General features: G+C 69.0%; 17 protein-coding genes. 10 read left to right on the forward strand and 7 right to left on the reverse strand.

The features are described 5' to 3' along the window. Window positions 1-60: 60 nt before the first annotated feature. From ACFVM3_RS25940 to ACFVM3_RS25950, 3 genes are read right to left on the reverse strand one after another with little or no spacing between them, the layout of a single operon-like run. The gene (locus ACFVM3_RS25940) at window positions 61-846 is read right to left on the reverse strand and encodes a purine-nucleoside phosphorylase (protein ID WP_340684579.1); all 786 of its coding nucleotides are present in this window, start codon (window positions 844-846) and stop codon (window positions 61-63) included. Beyond that, entirely contained in the window at window positions 839-1,270 is a 432-nt protein-coding gene (locus tag ACFVM3_RS25945; RefSeq protein WP_378442530.1) for an ABA4-like family protein, read from the reverse strand. The genes ACFVM3_RS25940 and ACFVM3_RS25945 overlap by 8 nt, the downstream gene beginning before the upstream one ends. Further along, window positions 1,267-2,235, reverse strand: a complete 969-nt coding sequence (locus ACFVM3_RS25950; RefSeq protein ID WP_378442532.1) for a hypothetical protein — start codon at window positions 2,233-2,235, stop codon at window positions 1,267-1,269. The genes ACFVM3_RS25945 and ACFVM3_RS25950 overlap by 4 nt, the downstream gene beginning before the upstream one ends. 75 nt (window positions 2,236-2,310) lie before the next feature. Between ACFVM3_RS25950 and ACFVM3_RS25955 the strand changes: the two genes are divergently transcribed. Further along, complete coding sequence (locus tag ACFVM3_RS25955) at window positions 2,311-2,985, forward strand: MerR family transcriptional regulator (protein WP_378442534.1); 675 nt, start codon at window positions 2,311-2,313, stop codon at window positions 2,983-2,985. 82 nt (window positions 2,986-3,067) lie between these two features. Here ACFVM3_RS25955 and ACFVM3_RS25960 read toward each other — a convergent pair whose 3' ends face one another. After that, window positions 3,068-4,834, reverse strand: a complete 1,767-nt coding sequence (locus tag ACFVM3_RS25960; RefSeq protein ID WP_378442536.1) for a serine/threonine-protein kinase — start codon at window positions 4,832-4,834, stop codon at window positions 3,068-3,070. A 127-nt stretch (window positions 4,835-4,961) separates the two neighbouring features. Here ACFVM3_RS25960 and ACFVM3_RS25965 point away from each other — a divergent pair, with 127 nt between their 5' ends. From ACFVM3_RS25965 to ACFVM3_RS25990, 6 genes are all read left to right on the forward strand, one after another. Next, on the forward strand, window positions 4,962-6,833 hold the full coding sequence (locus tag ACFVM3_RS25965) for a methylmalonyl-CoA mutase family protein (protein WP_378442538.1): 1,872 nt from the start codon (window positions 4,962-4,964) through the stop codon (window positions 6,831-6,833). After that, a complete protein-coding gene (scpA, locus tag ACFVM3_RS25970; protein ID WP_378442539.1) occupies window positions 6,833-9,001 on the forward strand; it encodes a methylmalonyl-CoA mutase in 2,169 nt (722 codons plus the stop codon). The genes ACFVM3_RS25965 and scpA overlap by 1 nt, the downstream gene beginning before the upstream one ends. A 3-nt stretch (window positions 9,002-9,004) precedes the next feature. Next, window positions 9,005-10,003 (forward strand): methylmalonyl Co-A mutase-associated GTPase MeaB, encoded by a 999-nt coding sequence (meaB, locus tag ACFVM3_RS25975; protein ID WP_378442541.1) that lies wholly within the window; start codon window positions 9,005-9,007, stop codon window positions 10,001-10,003. Window positions 10,004-10,060: 57 nt separating this feature from the next. After that, the gene (locus tag ACFVM3_RS25980) at window positions 10,061-10,369 is read left to right on the forward strand and encodes a hypothetical protein (RefSeq protein ID WP_378442543.1); all 309 of its coding nucleotides are present in this window, start codon (window positions 10,061-10,063) and stop codon (window positions 10,367-10,369) included. A 238-nt stretch (window positions 10,370-10,607) separates the two neighbouring features. Next, window positions 10,608-11,906, forward strand: a complete 1,299-nt coding sequence (locus ACFVM3_RS25985; RefSeq protein WP_126735221.1) for an amidohydrolase — start codon at window positions 10,608-10,610, stop codon at window positions 11,904-11,906. A 178-nt stretch (window positions 11,907-12,084) separates the two neighbouring features. Then, window positions 12,085-12,978, forward strand: coding sequence for an endonuclease domain-containing protein (locus tag ACFVM3_RS25990; protein WP_378442545.1), 894 nt, complete (start codon window positions 12,085-12,087; stop codon window positions 12,976-12,978). A 63-nt stretch (window positions 12,979-13,041) separates the two neighbouring features. On the opposite strand, the gene ACFVM3_RS25995 is transcribed toward ACFVM3_RS25990, so the two are convergent. After that, window positions 13,042-13,494, reverse strand: coding sequence for a gamma-glutamylcyclotransferase (locus ACFVM3_RS25995; protein ID WP_192746686.1), 453 nt, complete (start codon window positions 13,492-13,494; stop codon window positions 13,042-13,044). A gap of 127 nt (window positions 13,495-13,621) precedes the next feature. On the opposite strand from ACFVM3_RS25995, the gene ACFVM3_RS26000 reads away from it, so the two are divergent. From ACFVM3_RS26000 to ACFVM3_RS26010, 3 genes are all read left to right on the forward strand, one after another. Continuing rightward, on the forward strand, window positions 13,622-15,025 hold the full coding sequence (locus tag ACFVM3_RS26000; RefSeq protein ID WP_016331316.1) for an NAD(P)H-quinone dehydrogenase: 1,404 nt from the start codon (window positions 13,622-13,624) through the stop codon (window positions 15,023-15,025). 103 nt (window positions 15,026-15,128) lie between these two features. Then, entirely contained in the window at window positions 15,129-15,569 is a 441-nt protein-coding gene (locus tag ACFVM3_RS26005; protein ID WP_378442616.1) for a hypothetical protein, read from the forward strand. A gap of 22 nt (window positions 15,570-15,591) precedes the next feature. Further along, window positions 15,592-16,197, forward strand: coding sequence for a class F sortase (locus ACFVM3_RS26010; protein WP_378442547.1), 606 nt, complete (start codon window positions 15,592-15,594; stop codon window positions 16,195-16,197). Window positions 16,198-16,244: 47 nt separating this feature from the next. Here the strand turns inward: ACFVM3_RS26010 and glpK are convergent, their stop codons facing one another. Both glpK and ACFVM3_RS26020 read right to left on the reverse strand, forming a co-directional pair. Further along, window positions 16,245-17,756, reverse strand: coding sequence for a glycerol kinase GlpK (gene glpK / locus ACFVM3_RS26015; protein ID WP_378442549.1), 1,512 nt, complete (start codon window positions 17,754-17,756; stop codon window positions 16,245-16,247). A 188-nt stretch (window positions 17,757-17,944) separates the two neighbouring features. Beyond that, window positions 17,945-18,694 (reverse strand): MIP/aquaporin family protein, encoded by a 750-nt coding sequence (locus ACFVM3_RS26020; RefSeq protein WP_378442551.1) that lies wholly within the window; start codon window positions 18,692-18,694, stop codon window positions 17,945-17,947. Window positions 18,695-18,912 lie beyond the last annotated feature (218 nt).

Genomic DNA, 18,912 nt, shown 5'->3' on the forward strand with positions numbered 1-18,912 from the left:
CGCCGGCTGAGAAGCGCGTGACGGCCCCCTTCCGGCAAGGGGGCCTTCACGCGCGAATCGTCAGGCGCGGGCGACGAGTTCCTTGAGCAGCGTGCCCATGCGGGTGGCGGACTGGCGGCCCGCCTCGAGGACCTCTTCGTGGTTCAGCGGTTCCCCGGTCATCCCGGCCGCCAGGTTGGTCACCAGCGAAAGCCCGAACACCTCGACCCCGGCGGCGCGGGCGGCGATGGCCTCCAGCACCGTCGACATGCCGACGAGGTCGGCGCCGAGCGTCCGCAGCATGTGGATCTCCGCCGGCGTCTCGAAATGCGGCCCGGTCAGCCCCGCGTAGACCCCTTCTTCCAGCGACGGGTCGATCTCGCGGGCGATGTCGCGCAGCCGCTTCGCGTAGAGATCCGTCAGGTCGACGAAGTTCGCGCCGACGATCGGCGAACGCGCGGTCAGGTTCAGGTGGTCGGAGATCAGCACCGGCTGCCCGACCCGGAAACCCTCGCGCAGGCCGCCCGCGGCGTTGGTCAGCAGCACCGTCCTGGCACCCGCCGCCGCGGCGGTGCGCACGTTGTGCACGACCGGGTCGATGCCCTTGCCCTCGTAGAAATGCGTGCGGCCCAGCAGGATCAGCGCGCGCTTGTCGCCGACGCGGACCGACCGGACGGTTCCCCCGTGCCCGACCGCGCCCGGCGCGACGAATCCGGGCAGCTCGCCCAGCGGGATCTCCGCCTCGGGCTCCCCGATGACGTCCGCCGCCGGGCGCCAGCCCGAACCGAGCACGACGGCGATGTCGTGCTTTTCGACGCCGGTGCGTTCGGCGATGGCGGCGGCCGCCGCGACCTCGTTCTCACTCATGCGACGAGCGTATCCGGACGGTTCTCACGAGCAGGAACGCCACCAGCCCGAACGGGGACAGGAAGATCGTGAGCGCCAGGATCGGGCCGGTCACCAGCGGGTGGATCCGGTGCTCGCGGGATTCGAGGTACATCCAGCGGGCGATGAACAGGTCGAAGGCGATCAGATGGGCCCAGATCGTGGCCGCCCCGTACGGCGTGCCGGTGAACGCGCTCAGCACGTCGACGTCGGGCCTGCTCACCGCGGTCCAGAGTTCGCCGAAATGCGCGATGGCGAGCACGAAGTACGGGATCAGCGGCAGCAGCGGCGTCCAGGGCGAGGACAGGATCCGGCGGGTCCACGACCAGCCCGGAAGGAAGATCATCAGCAGCCAGAACGGCGTCGCCAGCGGAAAGGTCCAGGTGAACAGCGTCTCGACGCTCATCGCAGTGAGGCCTCCAGCTCCCGCGACGGCCGCCCGATCGCGATTAGCCCGCTAAAGGCGACGCCGGCCACGAGCAGGGCGAAGGCGGTCAGGGTCTGGGAATCGGGGGCGACGATCGACTGGCCGCGCAGGGCCTGCCAAGTCAGCAGGGCGAGAAGTCCCGCGTAGCCGACGCCGGCGATCACCACCAGCCGCAGCCTGAGGACGTCGTCGCGAAGCCGCGGGTAGCGCGCGGCCAGGACCCCGAGGGCGAGCGCGAGCAGCGGAAGCGCCTGTAGTCCGTGCAGGCCGAGGAAATGCGGGATCCGCAGGTCGCCGCCGACCGTGCTCCAGCCGAGGATCGGCAGGCCGGGGCCGCCGTCGGGGAGCCCGACGGTATGCGCGCCGATCATCGCGGACTGGCCGGTCGCGTCGAGCAGGGCCTGCTGGTCCGGGGTGGGGCTGCTCATCAGTGTCGCCAGCGAGATCCCGATCATGCCGAGGATCGCGCCGATCCTGGCCGCCCACGCCGTCGCGCGGTCGGGGAGCCGGGTGAACAGGACGGCGATGGTCAGCACGAGGTTGACCAGCCACAGCACGGCGATCATCCCGCCCATGACCTGGAAGATCGTGTTGTCCAGCGGGGTCGCGTTGTTGAAGTGGCTCGCGCGGACGCGGGCGGCCTGGAACACCACCAGCGCGTACTCGGCCGCGAAGATCACGACGAGCGCGTTCGCCAGCCAGTTCGCGGTCCGCCGGAACTTCGGCAGCAGCGAGACGAGCCAGCTCCAGGTGAAGAAGTACAGCGCGGCGGAGACGGCGAATTTGAACGGTTTCGCCCAGAGCGGCGCGCCGTTCAGCGTCCGCTGGTCGATCAGCATGGCCAGGACGCACAGCACGGTGATCACGGCGAACGCCTGGGCCGAGCGATAGGAACCCCGGTGCCAGGTGCGGGTTCTCTCCTGGAGATCGGTCAAGATGGTCATGGAATCCTCCCAGAATGGATAGTCAAACTCTCCGTTATGGAAAGCTAAGCTATCCATCCTGAGAAGTCTTCAGGGATGACCCTGGAACCGTCCCCGAGATCGGAGAACGCACGCGTGCGGATGGCCGAACTGAGCGAGAAAGCCGGGCTTCCGGTCGCCACGATCAAGTACTACCTGCGGGAAGGGCTGCTCCCGCCGGGTGAGCGGACCAGCCCCAACCAGGCGAAGTATGACGACGGGCACGTTCAGCGGATCAAGCTGATCAGGGCGCTGATGGAGGTCGGCGGCCTTTCGCTCGCGACGGTCGGCGAAGTGCTCGCCGCGGTCGACGCCGGGGAAGCCAGCCCCCATCACGTCCTCGGCATCGCCCAGCAGGGCATGACCACCTCCCGGCAGGTCGCCGACGACGAAGCCAGGGGCTGGGCGCTCGCCACGGTCCGTGACCTCGCCGAACGCCGAGGCTGGCCCTGCAAGTCCGACGACGACCTGGTCATCCAGGCCCTGGTCGGCGTCCTGTGCACGATCCGCGAGGTCGGGCACGGCTGGTACCTCGACAAACTCGACGCCTACGCCGAGATCGCCGACCGGACCGCCGATCTGGACCTCGAAGGGATCGCCGGGATCGAGTCGCTGGAGAAGATCATCGAGATCGCCGTCGTGGAAACGGTGCTCGGAGACAGGCTGCTGTCGGTGTTGCGGAGGCTGGCGCAGCAGCGTGCCTCGAAGGCCTACTTCGCCCAGGGAGGCTGAAGGACGCTTTCCCCGCATCTCACGCGGTGAAGGGCCCTTTCCTCTCGTCACATGCGGGGAAAGCGTCCTTCAGCCCGGCCCGCTAGCCGTCGACGACGAGGGAAAGCGCCACCGGCTCGAAGATCCCGGTCTTCGCCGAGTTCTCCTGCTCGATCGGCGCCGTCACCGAGAGGATCCACAGATCCGTGCCGCCGCTGAACAGGTCCATGTACGTCGTGCGCGTGATGCTCTCGTTCACCACGTCCCGGCTCCCGGCGGCGCGCTCGGTCGTCCGATAGGTGTACCGCTGGCTGTTGTCGCCCCGGCCGGGCACGGTGGCGGCGTCGCCGATGGGGGCGATCTCCGGATGCTGGCTCTTCAGCCAGCTGAAGTAGGTGGCCAGCGGGCTGCCCGCCAGGAACCCGGTCAGCCGCTCGACCCGGATGACCTGGCGGCCGTCGGGTGAGATGTACTGGACCACGGTGCTCGGCACGCCCTTGGTGACATGTGGCGCGACGAACTTCTGCCAGCCTTCCGGGACACCGATGCTGAACCTGCCGCCCTTCAGGCCGTTCACCGTGCTCGCGTCGCCCTGCTGCGTGATCAGTTTCGGCGGCGGCTGGGTGATGACCGTGTCGCCCTGCTGCACCTTCTCCGGTGGCCGCAGGTCCTGTCCGCCGACGGCCCTGGCCAGCACGAACCCGCCTCCCGCGGCCAGCAGGAACAGGACGACCGACGCGAGCGCCAGCACCACCGTGCCCACCGTGGACCGGCCCGTCGGGCGGGGCGACGGCGGGGTGACGGTCGGCATCGGCGCGAGTTCGGCGGGAGGCGACGGCGCCGGCTGGTTCAGGAACGGCAGTGGGCCGGGGTCGGCGGCGAGTTCGGAACTCGTGCCCTCGCCCGGTTTCTCCGGCGCGACCTGCTTGATCACCTGGGTGTCGGTCGCGTCGAGGTGCGCGGTGGTCTTCCCGCCGTCGGGCGTGTGGAACAGCTCGGCGGGGAAGAGGTCGATGAGCGTCTTGGCCTGCAACGGGTACAGCCGGCGGCGCACCTCGCGCAGGGTGATCCGCTTCGACGGCTCCTTCTTCATGAGCGCGCCGATCACGTCGGCCAGCGGACCGGGGGCGGGTTTCGGCACCTTCCCGTTGACGACCTTGCCGACCGTTTCGAGCGGGTCGCCGTCGGCGTCGTAGGGCGGCGAGCCCTCGATGGCGGCGAACAGCGTCGCGCCGAGGCCCCACAGATCGGCGGCGGGGACGACGGCGCCGCCGGACGCGACCTCGGGCGCGATGTAGGCGGGCGAGCCCAGCATCATCCCGGTCCGGGTCATGGTGGCTTCGGAGACGTTGCGCGCGATGCCGAAGTCGGTGAGCTTGATGCGGCCGTCACCCGCGACGAGGACGTTGCCCGGTTTGACGTCACGGTGGGTGATGCCGGCGGCGTGCGCGGCTTCGAGCGCGGACGCCACCGCGATGCCGACCGCCGCCGCCTGCTCGACCGTCAGCGCCCCGTGGTCGCGCAGGATGTGCGCGAGACTTCGCGACGGCAGCAGCTCCATGACCACGAACGGTTCGTCGTTCTCACGCGCGACGTCGTGCAGGATGATCACGTTCGGGTGACTCAGGACGGCGATCGCGCGGGCTTCGCGCAGCGTCCGCTCGCGAAGCTCGTCGGCTTGCGACGCCGGCACGCCGGGCGGGAGACGGACCTCTTTGACCGCGACGGGACGGTGCAGGAACTCGTCGTAGGCCGACCAGACCGTGCCCATCGACCCTGATCCGATGACCGAGCGCAACCGATATCGACCGGCGACCACACGCTTCTCGTCGCCGGGACTCTCGCTGGGCTCGGTGGTGTCGGACGGCACGGCCCAATTGTGTCGTATGCCCGTGTGACGGACCCATGCGCCGTGCCCTGTCGGAGTGAATCGGGGCCCCTTATGCGCGACTAGCGTCACAGGTAGGGGCTGTTAAGGGCCGTTAGCATCGTTGGTTATGACGGAAGTGGCCGAGACGGAGTCAGTGCCGACCCCAGGCGAGCCCGACGCGCCCGAAGAGCTGACGCTCGCCGCGGAGTTCCCGGAAGCGAGCCGGGACCAGTGGCGGGAACTCGTCGCCGGCGTCCTGCGCAAGAGCGGCGCCATCGACGAGTCGTTCGACGGCCTGCCCGAAAGCAGGCTCGTCACCCGGACGTACGACGGCCTGGAGATCCAGCCGCTCTACACCGCCGACGACGCCGTCGAGGGGACGGGTTTCCCCGGTCTTCCGCCGTTCGTGAGAAGCGCCCGGCCCGAGGGCGCGGTGACGACCGGCTGGGACATCCGTGCCCGGTACGCGCGCCGGGACGCGAAGGCCACGAACGCCGCGATCCTCGCCGACCTCGAAGGCGGCGTCAGCTCCATCTGGCTGCGCGCCGGTGCGGCCGGCGTCCCTGTCGCCGATCTTGGCGACGCGCTGAACGAGGTCTACATCGACCTCGCGCCCGTCGTCCTCGACGCGGGCGACGAGTACGAGGCCGCCGCGAACGAGTTGTTCGCCCTGTTCACCGAACGCGAGATCCCGGCGAGCGCGGTCACCGCGACCCTCGGCGCCGACCCGATCGGGTCGACCGCGCGCACCGGTTCGGCGCGTCCGCTCGCCCCCGCCGCGAACTTTGCGGCGCGGGTCGCCGTCAGTCACCCGAAGGTGCGGACGATCGTCGCCGACGGCCTGCCGTTCCACGAAGCGGGCGGATCGGACGCGCAGGAACTCGGCGCGACCATCGCCGCGGGGGTCGCCTACCTGCGAGCGCTCACCGAAGCGGGGCTGGACGTCGACACCGCGGCCGGGCAGATCGAATTCCGGCTCGCCGCCACGGCCGACCAGTTCCTCACGATCGCCAAGTTCCGTGCGGCGCGGCGGTTGTGGGCGCGCGTCACCGAGGTCTCCGGCGGCAAGGCTTCCGGTATGCGGCAGCACGCGGTCACCTCGCCCGCGATGCTGACCCAGCGTGACCCGTGGGTGAACATGCTGCGGACCACGCTCGCCTGTTTCGGCGCCGGGGTCGGCGGCGCGGACGCGATCACCGTGCTCCCGTTCGACGCCGCGATCGGCCAGCCGGACGCGTTCTCCGCGCGGATCGCGCGCAACACGCACGCGGTGCTGCTGGAGGAGTCCAAACTGGCCGGTGTCATCGACCCGGCCGGCGGCTCCTGGTACGTCGAGAACCTCACCGAAGACCTGGCCAAGGCCGCGTGGCGCGAGTTCACCGGCATCGAGGCGGCGGGCGGTATCGAGGCGGAACTGGCGTCCGGCGCGCTCGCCGGACGGCTCGCCGAAACCTGGGAGAAGCGGTCGAAGCGGCTCGCGACCCGGCGCGATCCGATCACCGGTGTCAGCGAATTCCCCAATCTGACGGAAAAAGCGGTCGTCCGTGACGCCGTCGAAGACCTGCCGGGCGGCGGTCTGCCCCGGCACCGGTACGCCGAAGCGTTCGAGGCCCTGCGGGACCGGGCGGACGCGCATCCGAACCGTCCCCGCGTCTTCCTCGCCACGCTCGGCCCGGTCGCGGCGCACACCGCGCGGGCGAGTTTCGCGGCGAACCTGTTCCAAGCCGGCGGGATCGAGGCCGTGAACCCCGGCGCGCCCGAGGACGTCATCGCGGAATTCCGGGCCAGCGGAACGAAGATCGCCTGCCTCTGCGGAAGCAACACTTCCTACGCGGAGGAAGCCGACAGCGTCGCGAAGGCGCTGAAGGAAGCCGGCGCCACGTCAGTGCTTCTCGCCGGAAAACCCGGCGACCACCCGGACGTCACGGGCTATCTCCACACGGGCTGCGACGCCCTGGAAATCCTGACCGGCACGTTGAACGAGCTCGGAGTGCAGTGATGACCATCCCGAACTTCGCCGGAATCGAGCTGGGCGGCCCCGACCCCGCCGACCGTCCTCAATGGACAGAAGCGCTGCACGCCGCCACCGGCAAGGGGCCCGACGCGCTCGCGTGGGAGACGCCGGAAGGCATCGGCGTCAAACCGGTCTACACCGCCGACGATCTGTCCGGAGTGGACTTCCTCGGCACGTATCCGGGTATCGCGCCGTATCTGCGCGGCCCGTACCCGACGATGTACGTCAACCAGCCGTGGACCATCCGCCAGTACGCGGGTTTCTCCACCGCCGAGGAGTCGAACGCCTTCTACCGCCGCAACCTCGCGGCCGGGCAGAAGGGGCTTTCGGTCGCCTTCGACCTCGCGACGCACCGCGGCTACGACTCCGACCACCCGCGCGTCGCCGGTGACGTCGGCATGGCCGGCGTCGCGATCGACTCGATCTACGACATGCGCCAGCTCTTCGACGGCATCCCGCTCGACAAGATGAGCGTTTCGATGACCATGAACGGCGCCGTCCTGCCGGTGCTCGCGCTCTACGTCGTCGCGGCCGAGGAACAGGGTGTCACGCCGGACAAACTGGCCGGGACCATCCAGAACGACATCCTCAAGGAGTTCATGGTCCGCAACACCTACATCTACCCGCCGCAGCCGTCGATGCGGATCATCTCGGACATCTTCTCGTTCACCTCGCGGAACATGCCGAAGTACAACTCGATCTCCATCTCCGGCTACCACATGCAGGAAGCCGGGGCGACCGCCGACCTGGAGCTGGCGTACACGCTCGCGGACGGCGTCGAGTACATCCGCGCCGGAGTCGAAGCCGGGCTGGACGTCGACAAGTTCGCGCCGCGCCTGTCCTTCTTCTGGGCGATCGGGATGAACTTCTTCATGGAGGTCGCGAAACTCCGCGCGGCACGCCTCCTGTGGGCCAAGCTGGTGAAGGGCTTCGACCCCAAGAGCTCCAAGTCTTTGAGCCTGCGGACCCACTCGCAGACGTCGGGCTGGTCCCTGACCGCGCAGGACGTCTACAACAACGTCGTCCGCACCTGTGTCGAGGCGATGGCGGCGACCCAGGGGCATACGCAGTCGTTGCACACCAACGCCCTCGACGAGGCGCTGGCGCTGCCGACCGACTTCTCCGCGCGCATCGCGCGGAACACGCAGTTGCTGCTGCAACAGGAATCCGGCACTACGCGCGTGATCGACCCGTGGGGCGGCAGCGCGTTCGTCGAGAAGCTGACCTACGACCTCGCGCGCAAGGCGTGGGGCCACATCACCGAGGTCGAGCAGGCGGGAGGGATGGCGAAGGCGATCGACGCCGGTATCCCGAAGCTGCGCATCGAAGAGGCCGCGGCGCGGACGCAGGCGCGGATCGACTCCGGCCGTCAGCCGGTGATCGGCGTCAACAAGTACCAGGTCACCGACGACGAGCAGATCGACGTGCTCAAGGTCGACAACGCCGGGGTGCGCGCGCAGCAGCTGGAGAAACTGCGGCGGCTGCGCGAAGAACGGGACGAGGACGCCACTCAGGACGCGTTGCGGCGGCTCACGGCGGGCGCCCAATCCGACGGCAACCTGCTCGCGCTGGCCATCGACGCCGCGCGGGCGAAGGCCACCGTCGGCGAGATCTCCGACTCGCTGGAGAAGATCTGGGGGCGGCACGCCGGCCAGATTCGTACCATCTCCGGTGTGTACCGCGAGGAGGTCGGCAAGACCGAGAACGTCGAGCAGGCGCGCGAACTGGTCGAGAAGTTCGCCGAGGAGGAAGGCCGCCGTCCCCGGATCCTGGTCGCGAAAATGGGACAGGACGGCCATGACCGCGGCCAGAAGGTGATCGCGACCGGCTTCGCCGACATCGGTTTCGACGTCGACGTCGGCCCGCTGTTCTCCACCCCCGGGGAGGTCGCGCGGCAGGCGATCGAGGCCGACGTGCACGTCATCGGCGTTTCGTCGCTGGCGGCGGGCCACCTTTCGCTGGTCCCCGCGCTGCGCGCCGAACTCGCCGAACAGGGCCGTGAGGACATCATCGTCGTGGTCGGCGGCGTCATCCCGCCGCAGGACTACGAAGAGCTGCGCGCGGCGGGCGCGGCGGCGATCTTCGGGCCCGGCACGGTGATCGCCGAAGCGGCGATCGACCTCATCGGACAGCTGACCGCCCAGGAGTCGTGAAACTTGCCGCGCAAGATCGACGTCGGAGCGCTGGCCAAGGGCGTCCTCGCGGGTGACCGCGGCCTGCTGTCCCGGGCGATCACGCTCGTCGAGTCCAACCGGGACGACCACCGGGCGCAGGCGCAGGAACTGCTGGTCGAGCTGCTCCCGCACGCGGGCGGCGCGCGGCGCGTCGGCATCACCGGCGTTCCCGGTGTCGGCAAGTCGACCTTCATCGACCAGCTCGGCACGGATCTGACCGGGGCCGGGCACAAGGTCGCCGTGCTGGCCGTCGACCCGTCGTCGACGCGGACCGGCGGCTCGATCCTCGGTGACAAGACCCGGATGGCGCGGCTCGCGGTGGACCCGAAGGCGTTCATCCGCCCTTCGCCGACTTCGGGCACGCTCGGCGGTGTCGCACGGGCGACCCGCGAAACGATCGTGCTGATGGAGGCGGCCGGGTACGACATCGTGCTGGTCGAGACCGTCGGTGTCGGGCAGTCCGAGGTGACCGTGGCGAACATGGTCGACCACTTCCTGTTCCTGACCCTGGCCCGCACCGGGGACCAGTTGCAGGGCATCAAGAAGGGTGTCCTCGAACTGGCGGACGTCATCGCGGTCAACAAGGCCGACGGCGACCACGAACGCGACGCGAAACGCGCGGCCCGCGAACTCGCCGGCGCGTTGCGGATGATCTACGGACGCGACGCCGAGTGGACGCCCCCGGTGCTGACGTGCAGCGCGCTCACCGACGTCGGACTGGACGACGTGTGGGCCGAAATCGGCCGTCACCGCGACGTTTTGACCGCTTCGGGTGAACTCGACGGGCGGCGACGACGGCAGCAGGTGGAGTGGACCTGGTCGATGGTCCGGGAACAGCTCCTCGGACGGCTCGCTTCGCATCCGGACGTGCGAGCGGTCGTTCCGGACGTCGAGCGGGCGGTCCGGGACGGTGAACTGACCCCGACGCTGGCCGCGCAACGGATTCTGGAGGCGTTCTCCGGTCCTCCGCGTGGCGGCTGACGCGGGAACCCGGCAGAGTGCAGAATCGGATTCGCGCCACGCCGTCGAAAGGGAGTCATGCCGAAAAGGTCTCGTCTCGGGCAGCTTGCCGGACTCGTCGCCGCCGGGCTGGTCGTCTGCGCGCCGGTCGCGCAGGCTGCGCCGTTCACGGAGATCCAGGCATCCGCGCCGGTGATCGCGCAGGCAGCGGCGGTGCACGAGGTGCCGTCGCAGGCGCCTCCCGGGCCGGTGCTCGACCCCGCCGAGACCGACAAGGCCAACAGCCAGGAGACCAAACGGAAGATCATCGCGGGCGTCGCCGCGGCCATCTTGCTCGGCCTGGTGATCCTCGGCCGCCGCGCTCGTGCCAAGAAGAAGAAGTCCTGAGCCGCTACCGGTAAGTAGAAGGACTCTCCGCTTAGCCCGGGCCGAACTCTCGCAGCCGTTCATCGCAGATCCACTACCGGCCGTCTCCGGCTCGATCACTCGACGAGCGGCTTGTCATCTGCATGGTGCACGATCTATCGCAAATGCGTATCACAGATCGAACGGCACCCAGCGTGCCTTCAGAGACCACTCGTACGGTGGTAGACGAAGGTGACTGTGTCGCGGGAGGAGGTGCGGCGTGACGGTGCTCGATTCACGTCCGGACATTCCAGGCGACCCCGAAGGTCGCGTCGTTGCCCCTATAGAGGCGTCCACCGCGCTGATCTCCGAGGCCGGCGTCAGCATGGCACCTGTGCATGATCTGGGTGCCGGACGCGGCCCTTTCTGGCTCGACGACTGGCTCCGCGCGAACGCCACCGACGTCGTCGCGTGGCGCCGTCACATCCACGCGCACCCGGAGCTCTCCCGCCACGAGTTCGCCACGACCGAAATGGTCATGTCCCTGCTCCGCTCGGTCGGGCTCAAGCCATGGGTGCTCCCCACGGGCACCGGCGTGGTCTGCGACATCGGCAGCGGTGACCGCTGTGTCGCGCTGCGCGCCGACATGGACGCGCTGCCGCTGACCGAGGCCACCGGGCTTCCGTACGCCTCCAAGACCGACGGCGCCGCGCATATGTGCGGGCACGACGCGCACACCGCGATCCTGCTGGGCGCGGCGCGGGCGCTGGCGGGCGCGCCGGAGCTGCCCGGCCGCGTGCGGCTGATCTTCCAGCCCGCCGAGGAGGTCATGCCCGGCGGCGCGCTGGACATGATCGCCGCGGGCGCGATGGAAGGCGTCGAGCGGATCTACGGGCTGCACTGCGACCCGCGGCTCGAGGTCGGCAAGGTCGGCCTGCGCGAAGGCGCGCTGACGTCGGCCGCCGACCTCATCGAGCTGCGGCTCACGTCGCCGGGCGGGCACACCTCGCGGCCGCATCTGACCGCGGACCTGGTGCACGCGCTGGGCACCGTGATCACGTCGCTGCCCGCGGTCCTCTCGCGGCGGGTCGACCCGCGCTCCGGGACCGTGCTGGTCTGGGGCGCGGTGCACGCCGGGCAGGCCGCCAACGCCGTCCCGCAGGACGGGGTGCTGCGCGGCACGCTCCGCACCGCGGACCACGAGGTCTGGACGATGCTGGAGCCGCTCGTCGCGGCTTCGGTGGAGTCGCTGCTCGCGCCGACCGGGGTCGGGTTCTCGCTCGACTACCGCCGCGGTGTGCCGCCGGTCGTCTCCGATCCCGAGTCGCACGCCCTGATGCGGGCCGGCGTCGAAGCCGCGCTGGGTGAGACCGCCGTCGCCGGAACCGAACAGTCGTCCGGCGGCGAGGACTTCGGGTGGTACCTGGAGCACGTCCAAGGCGCCTTCGCCCGCCTCGGCGTTTGGTCCGGCGAAGGCCCGATGGCCGACATCCACCGCCCGACCTTCACCCTCGACGAGCGTTCGCTCCTGTGCGGAGTCCGCACGCTGGTCCACACGGCCCTGGCCACCCTGGCCTGACGTCCATCCAGTCACGCGTGTCGTCCGTCTGATCACGCGTGTCGTCCACCTGGTCACAGGTGTTCGCCACTTCCGGTGTCGAACACCTGTCCACAGGGTTATCCACAGTCTTGGAGTTATCCACAGGTGTGGATGACAGGCCTTTCCCGAGGCGCTGAAACCGACGATCCTCGAAGTCATGATCGACTGGGGAGGACGACATGGGGCGGTCTCGCGTAGTGAGGCCGACGAGGTTCTGGGGCGCCGGAGGGTTCTTGAAGGGTTGGCCACCGGTGCCCTCGCTCAGCCATGGCGGGGCGTGGTGGTGCATGCCGCGGATCTGCTGAAACTGACCACCCGGGCTCAGGCCGCGCTGCTCGTGGTAGGACAGCCGTCGGCGCTGTCCGGAGCTACAGCCCTTGCGCTACATGGGATTTCGGCCGTGGACGACACGCGCATCCACGTGACGGTGCCATACTCGCGGCGGATCAAGTCGAAGCCGGGGTTGATCATCCATCAAGCCGATTTCCAGCCCTCGGATATCGTCGAGCTCGATGGGCTCTCCACGTTTTCCTTGGACCTGGCACTGGCTGACTTCCTCTGTGATGGGCCCAAGCGCACCGCGTTCGCCGCTTTGGACGAGGCGATGCACGGGCTTGTGCCGGATCATGTCCGAGCCCTGCGTGCCAACGTTCGGGACAGAGTCGTGGACCGCCGCGACCGGCGAGGTATCCACAGGGCCGTCATGCTGCTCGACCTGGCGACCGGAAAGGCGGATTCCCCGCCGGAAAGCATCCTCCGGTTGATCGTCGTCGAGGCAGGGTTCCCGATACCGGAGGCGCAGTACGAGATCACCACGATCGACGGTCGGACGTTGTACGTACTCGACATGGCGTGGCCTTCGCGGCGGATCGCCGTGGAGTACGACGGCTTCGCCTCTCACGAGGGGCGCCAGGACTACGACTCCGAGCGAGACGCACGGATGGCTGGACGGGGGTGGATCACGATCCGGGCGTCGGCAGCTGACCTGCGCGATCCTCAACGTTTCTTGGCCGAGCTGTCCAGGGCGTTCGAAAGGCGCGCGGTCGCGTGATCAGATGGACGACACGCGTGATTGGACGGACGACACGCGTGATCAGATGGACAGCTCGCGGCGTCAGCCGCTGATGCCTTGGCAGGGGCGGGTCCGGAGGGCGTCGACGTAGTCGGCGGGGGCACCCGCGGCCTCGGCCGCGTCGGCCAGCACGCCGAGGTAGCGCGCGGAAGGGAGGCCGCCCTCGTAGGCGTCCAGGACGTACAGCCACGCCAGCACGGAGCCGTCCATGGTCTGCACGCGGAGCCGGATCTTGGAGTGAATGCCCAGCTCGCCGCCTTCCCAGCGGTCGAGGTTGGGTTCGTCCAGCGACGTGACGTCGTACAGCACCACGAAGACCCGGGAGGCCGGGTCTTCGACGATGGTCGCCAGCGCGCCTTCCCAGCCGAGGTCTTCGCCCCCGAAGGTCAGCCTCCAGCCCTCCAGCCAGCCGGTGCCGGCCATGGGCGAGTGGGGAGCGCGCTCCAACATCTGGGAGGGCTCCATATTGGATCCATACGCGGCATACAACGGCACGGCCACAGCCTAGCGACCCGGCGGTCACCCGGCTGGACGCACATGCCGTGTCCGGCCACTCAATCCGCCCAACGGTCGCCCGCGTACGGTAAACGCAGTCACAGACACCGCTGCGAGGAGGAGACCAGTGACCAAGATCGTGATCATGGGCGGAGGCCCCGCCGGTTACGAAGCGGCACTGGTCGCGGCACAGCACGGAGCCGACGTCACCATCGTCGAGCGTGACGGCCTCGGCGGCGCGTGCGTGCTCTACGACTGTGTCCCCTCGAAGACGTTCATCGCCTCCTCCGGCGCGCTGGCGAACATGCACGACCTCCGTGAGCTGGGCATCAACACCGACATGGCCGACACCAGCGTCGACCTGCCGACCGTCCACGGCCGGGTGAAGGGCCTCGCGCTCGCGCAGTCCGCCGACATCCGCGCCCGCGTCCAGCGCGAGGGCGTCCGCGTCGTCATCGGCCAGGCCCGCTTCGACGACGAAGAGGCCGGGCTCGCCACGCACAAGGTCGCCGTCACCGCCCCCGACGGCTCGACCGAGGTGCTCGACGCCGACGTCGTCCTCATCTCCACCGGCGCCACCCCGCGCGTGCTGCCCGGCGCCGTGCCGGACGGCGAGCGCATCCTCGACTGGCGCCAGCTCTACGACCTGCGCGAGCTGCCGGAGCACCTGGCCGTCATCGGATCGGGTGTCACCGGCGCCGAGTTCGCCTCGGCCTACACCGAGATGGGTGTCAAGGTCACCGTCGTGTCCAGCCGCGACCGCGTGCTCCCGCACGAGGACGCCGACGCCGCCGCCGTGCTCGAAGAGGTCTTCTCCCAGCGCGGCACCACGGTCGTCAAGCAGGCCCGCGCCGACAAGGTCGAGCGCACCGAAAAGGGCGTCGAGATCCACCTCTCCGACGGCCGCGTGATCGAAGCCAGCCACGCGCTGATGACCGTCGGTTCGGTGCCCAACACCACCGACATCGGCCTGGAGAAGGTCGGCATCGAGCCCGGCCCTGGCGGCTTCATCGGCGTCGACCGGGTCTCCCGCACCAGCGCGCCCGGCATCTACGCCGCCGGCGACTGCACCGGGGTGCTCATGCTCGCCTCCGTGGCCAGCATGCAGGGCCGCATCGCGATGTGGCACGCGCTCGGCGAGGGTGTCGCGCCGATCAAGCTCAAGACCGTCGCCGCCAACGTGTTCACCCACCCCGAGATCGCGACCGTCGGCATCAGCCAGCAGGCGATCGACTCGGGTGAAGTGCCCGCCCGCACCATCATGCTCCCGCTCGCGACGAACGCCCGCGCGAAGATGGAAGGCCTGCGACGCGGTTTCGTGAAGCTGTTCTGCCGCCCCGCCACCGGCGTGGTCGTCGGTGGGGTGGTCGTGGCGCCGACGGCGAGCGAACTCATCCTTCCCATCGCGCTCGCCGTCCAGAACCAGCTCACAGTGGAACATCTGGCACTGACATTTTCGGTGTACCCGTCGCTGTCCGGGTCGATCACCGAGGCGGGCCGCCAGTTGATGCGCCACGACGATTTGGACTGATCCCCGCCGGGGAGGCAACCCTCGCGGGGGCGCCCGCGTCTAGCGCGTGTCGGTGTTTCGTTGACAGCTAGGGGTTTCCGTGATTCGCAGGGTTCTCGCCGGAGTGGTGGCGATCGGTGCGACGGTGCTGGCGGGCGCGTCGGCCGGTTTCGCGCAGCAACCCGAGGCGGATCCCGGTGTCACGGTGCAGCTCAACGACGACACCGCCTACGAACTCGGGCTCGTCAACAAATACGTGCACGGCGACTCCAACGTGGCGCTGGCGCGCTGCCCCGGCGGCGACGGGTTGAAGGCGCCGGCGTCGACGACGTTCTCTTCGCCGGTGCTGGGCATCGGGAAGTACGACTACGGCCCGCTGATCGGCGTCCCGGCGAACGTCAGCGCCGAGGTCGAACTCAACGACGGCACCGCGCCCGGCAGCTACCCGTTGACCGTCAACTGCAACGGAAAGTCTTATACGGCAACGTTCACCGTTCCTCCCCGGCAGGTGAGCGCGGTGCCTTCCGGTGCCGCTCAAGCGGGCGACGGAAGCATGGCGTCCTGACCGCTTCCCGAAAGGGGTGAGCATGACGCGACGGGCATCGGTGGTTCTGGCGGCCGTCTTGGCGTTCTTCCTGTCCGGATGCGACGAGGTCACGCCGCCGCGAGCCACGGAGCAGACCGAGGTGCCGTCGAGCGCCGCGCCGGACGCGGTCACCCGCGGGCTGCCGAAGGCCGATCCGGTGTCGATCGACGTGCCGGTGATCGAGGCGAGGTCCAGCCTGATTCCGCTGGGGCTCAACGCGGACAACACCATCGAGGTACCGCCGGTGACCCGGCCGATGCAGGCGGGCTGGTACGTGCACGGGCCGACACCGGGGGAAGTCGGGCCTTCGGTGATCCTCGGGCACGTGGACGGGAACCAGCAGAAGGGCATCTTCTTCCGGCTGAAGGAACTGGCGCCCGGCGACAAGGTCTCGATCGCCCGCAAGGACGGCGTGACGGCCGAGTTCGCGGTCACGAAGGTCGAGCGGGTGGCGAAGGAAAGGTTCCCCACCGACGCCGTCTACGGCGACACCACCGAGCCGGAACTGCGGCTCATCACCTGCGGCGGGGTCTTCGACAAGGCGTCGCGCAACTACCTCGACAACGTCATCGTGTTCGCCCGGATGATCTCGACCCGTAACGCGTGAAGGCCCCCGACCGAGGGGAAGGGGGCCTTCACGCGCAAAGCGGCAGATCAGTCTTCGTCGACCCAGTCGAAGGTCTTCGTGACCGCCTTCTTCCAGTTCCGGTACTCGGACTCGCGGCGGGCCTCGTCCATCGACGGGTCCCACTGCTTGTCCTGCGCCCAGTTGTTGCGGATGTCGTCTTCGCTCTCCCAGAAGCCGACCGCGAGACCGGCCGCGTAGGCGGCGCCCAGCGCGGTGGTCTCGTTGACCACCGGCCGGATCACGGGCACACCGAGGATGTCGGCCTGGAACTGCATGAGCAGCTCGTTGACGACCATCCCGCCGTCGACCTTCAGGGACTTCAGCGGGACACCGGAGTCGGCGTTCATCGCGTCGATCACCTCGCGCGACTGGAAGGCCGTCGCCTCCAGGACCGCCCGCGAGATGTGTCCCTTGTTGACGAACCGGGTGAGGCCGACGATCGCGCCGCGGGCGTCGGAACGCCAGTACGGCGCGAAGAGCCCCGAGAACGCCGGCACGAAGTACGCGCCGCCGTTGTCCTCGACGGTGCGGGCGTGCTGCTCGACCTCGGCCGCCGAACCGATCAGGCCGAGGTTGTCCCGCAGCCACTGCACGAGCGAACCGGTGACCGCGATCGAGCCTTCGAGCGCGTACACCGTGTCGTTCGAGCCGATCTTGTAGCAGACCGTGGTGAGCAGTCCGTTGTCCGACATGACCTTCTCGGTGCCCGTGTTGAGCAGCATGAAGTTGCCGGTGCCGTAGGTGTTCTTGGCTTCACCCGGCGAGAGGCACGCCTGCCCGAAGGTCGCCGCCTGCTGGTCGCCGAGGATGCCCGAGATCGGGACTCCGGCCAGCGCGCCCTTCTCCCGGACCTTGCCGTAGGTCTCCGAAGACGACCGGATCTCCGGAAGCATCGACAGCGGGATCGTCATCTCCTCGGCGATCCCGGCGTCCCAGGTCAGCGTGTCGAGATCCATCAGCATGGTCCGCGACGCGTTGGTCGGGTCGGTGACGTGCACGCCGCCGTCGACCCCGCCGGTCATGTTCCACAGCACCCAGGTGTCCATGTTGCCGAAGATCAGGTCACCGGCTTCGGCCTTCGCGCGGGCACCTTCGACGTTGTCGAGGATCCACTTGATCTTCGGGCCGGAGAAGTAGGTCGCCAGCGGCAGCCCCACCTTCGCGCGGTAGCGCTCCTGCCCGCCGCCGAGCGCGCCCAGGTCGGCGACGATCTTGTCGGTGCGGGTGTCCTGCCAGACGATCGCGTTGTACACCGGCTTGCCGGTGGTGCGGTCCCAGACCAGCGTGGTCTCGCGCTGGTTGGTGATGCCGACCGCGACGATGTCGCTCGCGACCAGGTCGCCCTTGGCCAGCGCGCCCGCGGCGACGGCCCGCGTGTTCTCCCAGATCTCTTCGGCGTTGTGCTCGACCCAGCCCGCCTTCGGGAAGATCTGCTCGTGCTCCCGCTGGTCCACGGCGACCACGCGGCCGGAGTGGTCGAAGATCATGCAGCGGGTCGACGTGGTGCCCTGGTCGATCGCGGCTACGTACGAAGTCATCGAAGCTCCAGTCTGTGTGTCTGTTGGTGAACCCGCGTCCGCGATCGACGTCGGCAGGGCGCGGCCTCGCCTGCCATGTCACCATGGCGGACAAGGCGCCCTGCCACCGCGATAGCGGGGCCTTCGGCAGGGGCGGGTTCACTCGTTCGGTCCGGTTCGCGGTACATCTTCAGCTCCGCCACAGGGCCTCAGGTCAGGTTGTGGACGGCGAGGAACAGCAGGGCGGCCAGGGCACCGCCGACCAGCGGGCCTGCGACCGGGACCCAGGAGTAGCCCCAGTTCGGGTTGGCCTTGTTCTTGATCGGCAGCAGGAACGCGTACGCGATACGGGGGCCGAGGTCGCGGGCCGGGTTGATGGCGTAACCGGTCGGGCCACCGAGGGACTGGCCGATGACCAGCACGACGAACGCCACACCGGCGTAGCCGAGCGCGGAGTTGCCGAAGTTCGGCGTGCCGCCTTCGGCCGCGGCGTAGACCGGGCTGAGCAGGATCCACGCGACCAGCACGAAGGTGCCGATGATCTCGGTGACGAGGTTCCACGCCTTGTTCGGGATCTGCGGCGCGGTCGAGAAGATGCCGAGCGTCTCGTCGCGCTGCGGGTGATCGTCGAACTGCAGTTTGTAGGCGGCCCAGCAGAGCACGGCGCCGAGGATCGCGCCGACCATCTGCCCGGCGAAGTAGAGCGGGACGTCCGCCCACTTCGTCTTGTCCGCGATGGCGAGGCCCAGCGTCACCGCGGGGTTCAGGTGCGCGCCACTCGGCGCGGCGATGCTGGCACCGGCGAAGACCGCGAACGCCCACCCGAAGGTGATCATCACGACGCCGCCGTTGTGGCCGTTGTTCTTGCGCAACACGTGGTTGGCGACCACGCCGTTACCCAACAGGATCAGGACCGCCGTTCCCAGCAGTTCCCAGACGAATATGGCTCCTGCACTCACCGCTTGACCTCCACTTTGGACATTCCGCGCAGGGTCGAACACGGTGTGCTACGGCGCCCTTGCCGACCCACGTCCGTGGCACGTTACCGTCGCGTATTTGTTCATTCCAGGCATCGTGGGCACCAATCCTTCCAAGATCGACGAGGGTTACGCCACACGTGTCACCCGCATAACGGACCGGTCGCGGCCGATCGTGCGATGCTGGAGCCACAGCGGCA

The sequence above is a fragment of the Amycolatopsis sp. NPDC057786 genome, from assembly GCF_042797905.1.
Classification (GTDB): Bacteria; Actinomycetota; Actinomycetes; order Mycobacteriales; family Pseudonocardiaceae; genus Amycolatopsis.

Coding starts and splice junctions, on each gene's coding strand:
- ACFVM3_RS25940 (WP_340684579.1), bottom strand. CDS start 846: ATGAGTGAGAACGAGGTCGCGGCGGCCGCCGCCATCGCCGAACGCACC.
- ACFVM3_RS25945 (WP_378442530.1), bottom strand. CDS start 1,270: ATGAGCGTCGAGACGCTGTTCACCTGGACCTTTCCGCTGGCGACGCCG.
- ACFVM3_RS25950 (WP_378442532.1), bottom strand. CDS start 2,235: ATGACCATCTTGACCGATCTCCAGGAGAGAACCCGCACCTGGCACCGG.
- ACFVM3_RS25955 (WP_378442534.1), top strand. CDS start 2,311: ATGACCCTGGAACCGTCCCCGAGATCGGAGAACGCACGCGTGCGGATG.
- ACFVM3_RS25965 (WP_378442538.1), top strand. CDS start 4,962: ATGACGGAAGTGGCCGAGACGGAGTCAGTGCCGACCCCAGGCGAGCCC.
- scpA (WP_378442539.1), top strand. CDS start 6,833: ATGACCATCCCGAACTTCGCCGGAATCGAGCTGGGCGGCCCCGACCCC.
- ACFVM3_RS25980 (WP_378442543.1), top strand. CDS start 10,061: ATGCCGAAAAGGTCTCGTCTCGGGCAGCTTGCCGGACTCGTCGCCGCC.
- ACFVM3_RS25990 (WP_378442545.1), top strand. CDS start 12,085: ATGATCGACTGGGGAGGACGACATGGGGCGGTCTCGCGTAGTGAGGCC.
- ACFVM3_RS26010 (WP_378442547.1), top strand. CDS start 15,592: ATGACGCGACGGGCATCGGTGGTTCTGGCGGCCGTCTTGGCGTTCTTC.
- glpK (WP_378442549.1), bottom strand. CDS start 17,756: ATGACTTCGTACGTAGCCGCGATCGACCAGGGCACCACGTCGACCCGC.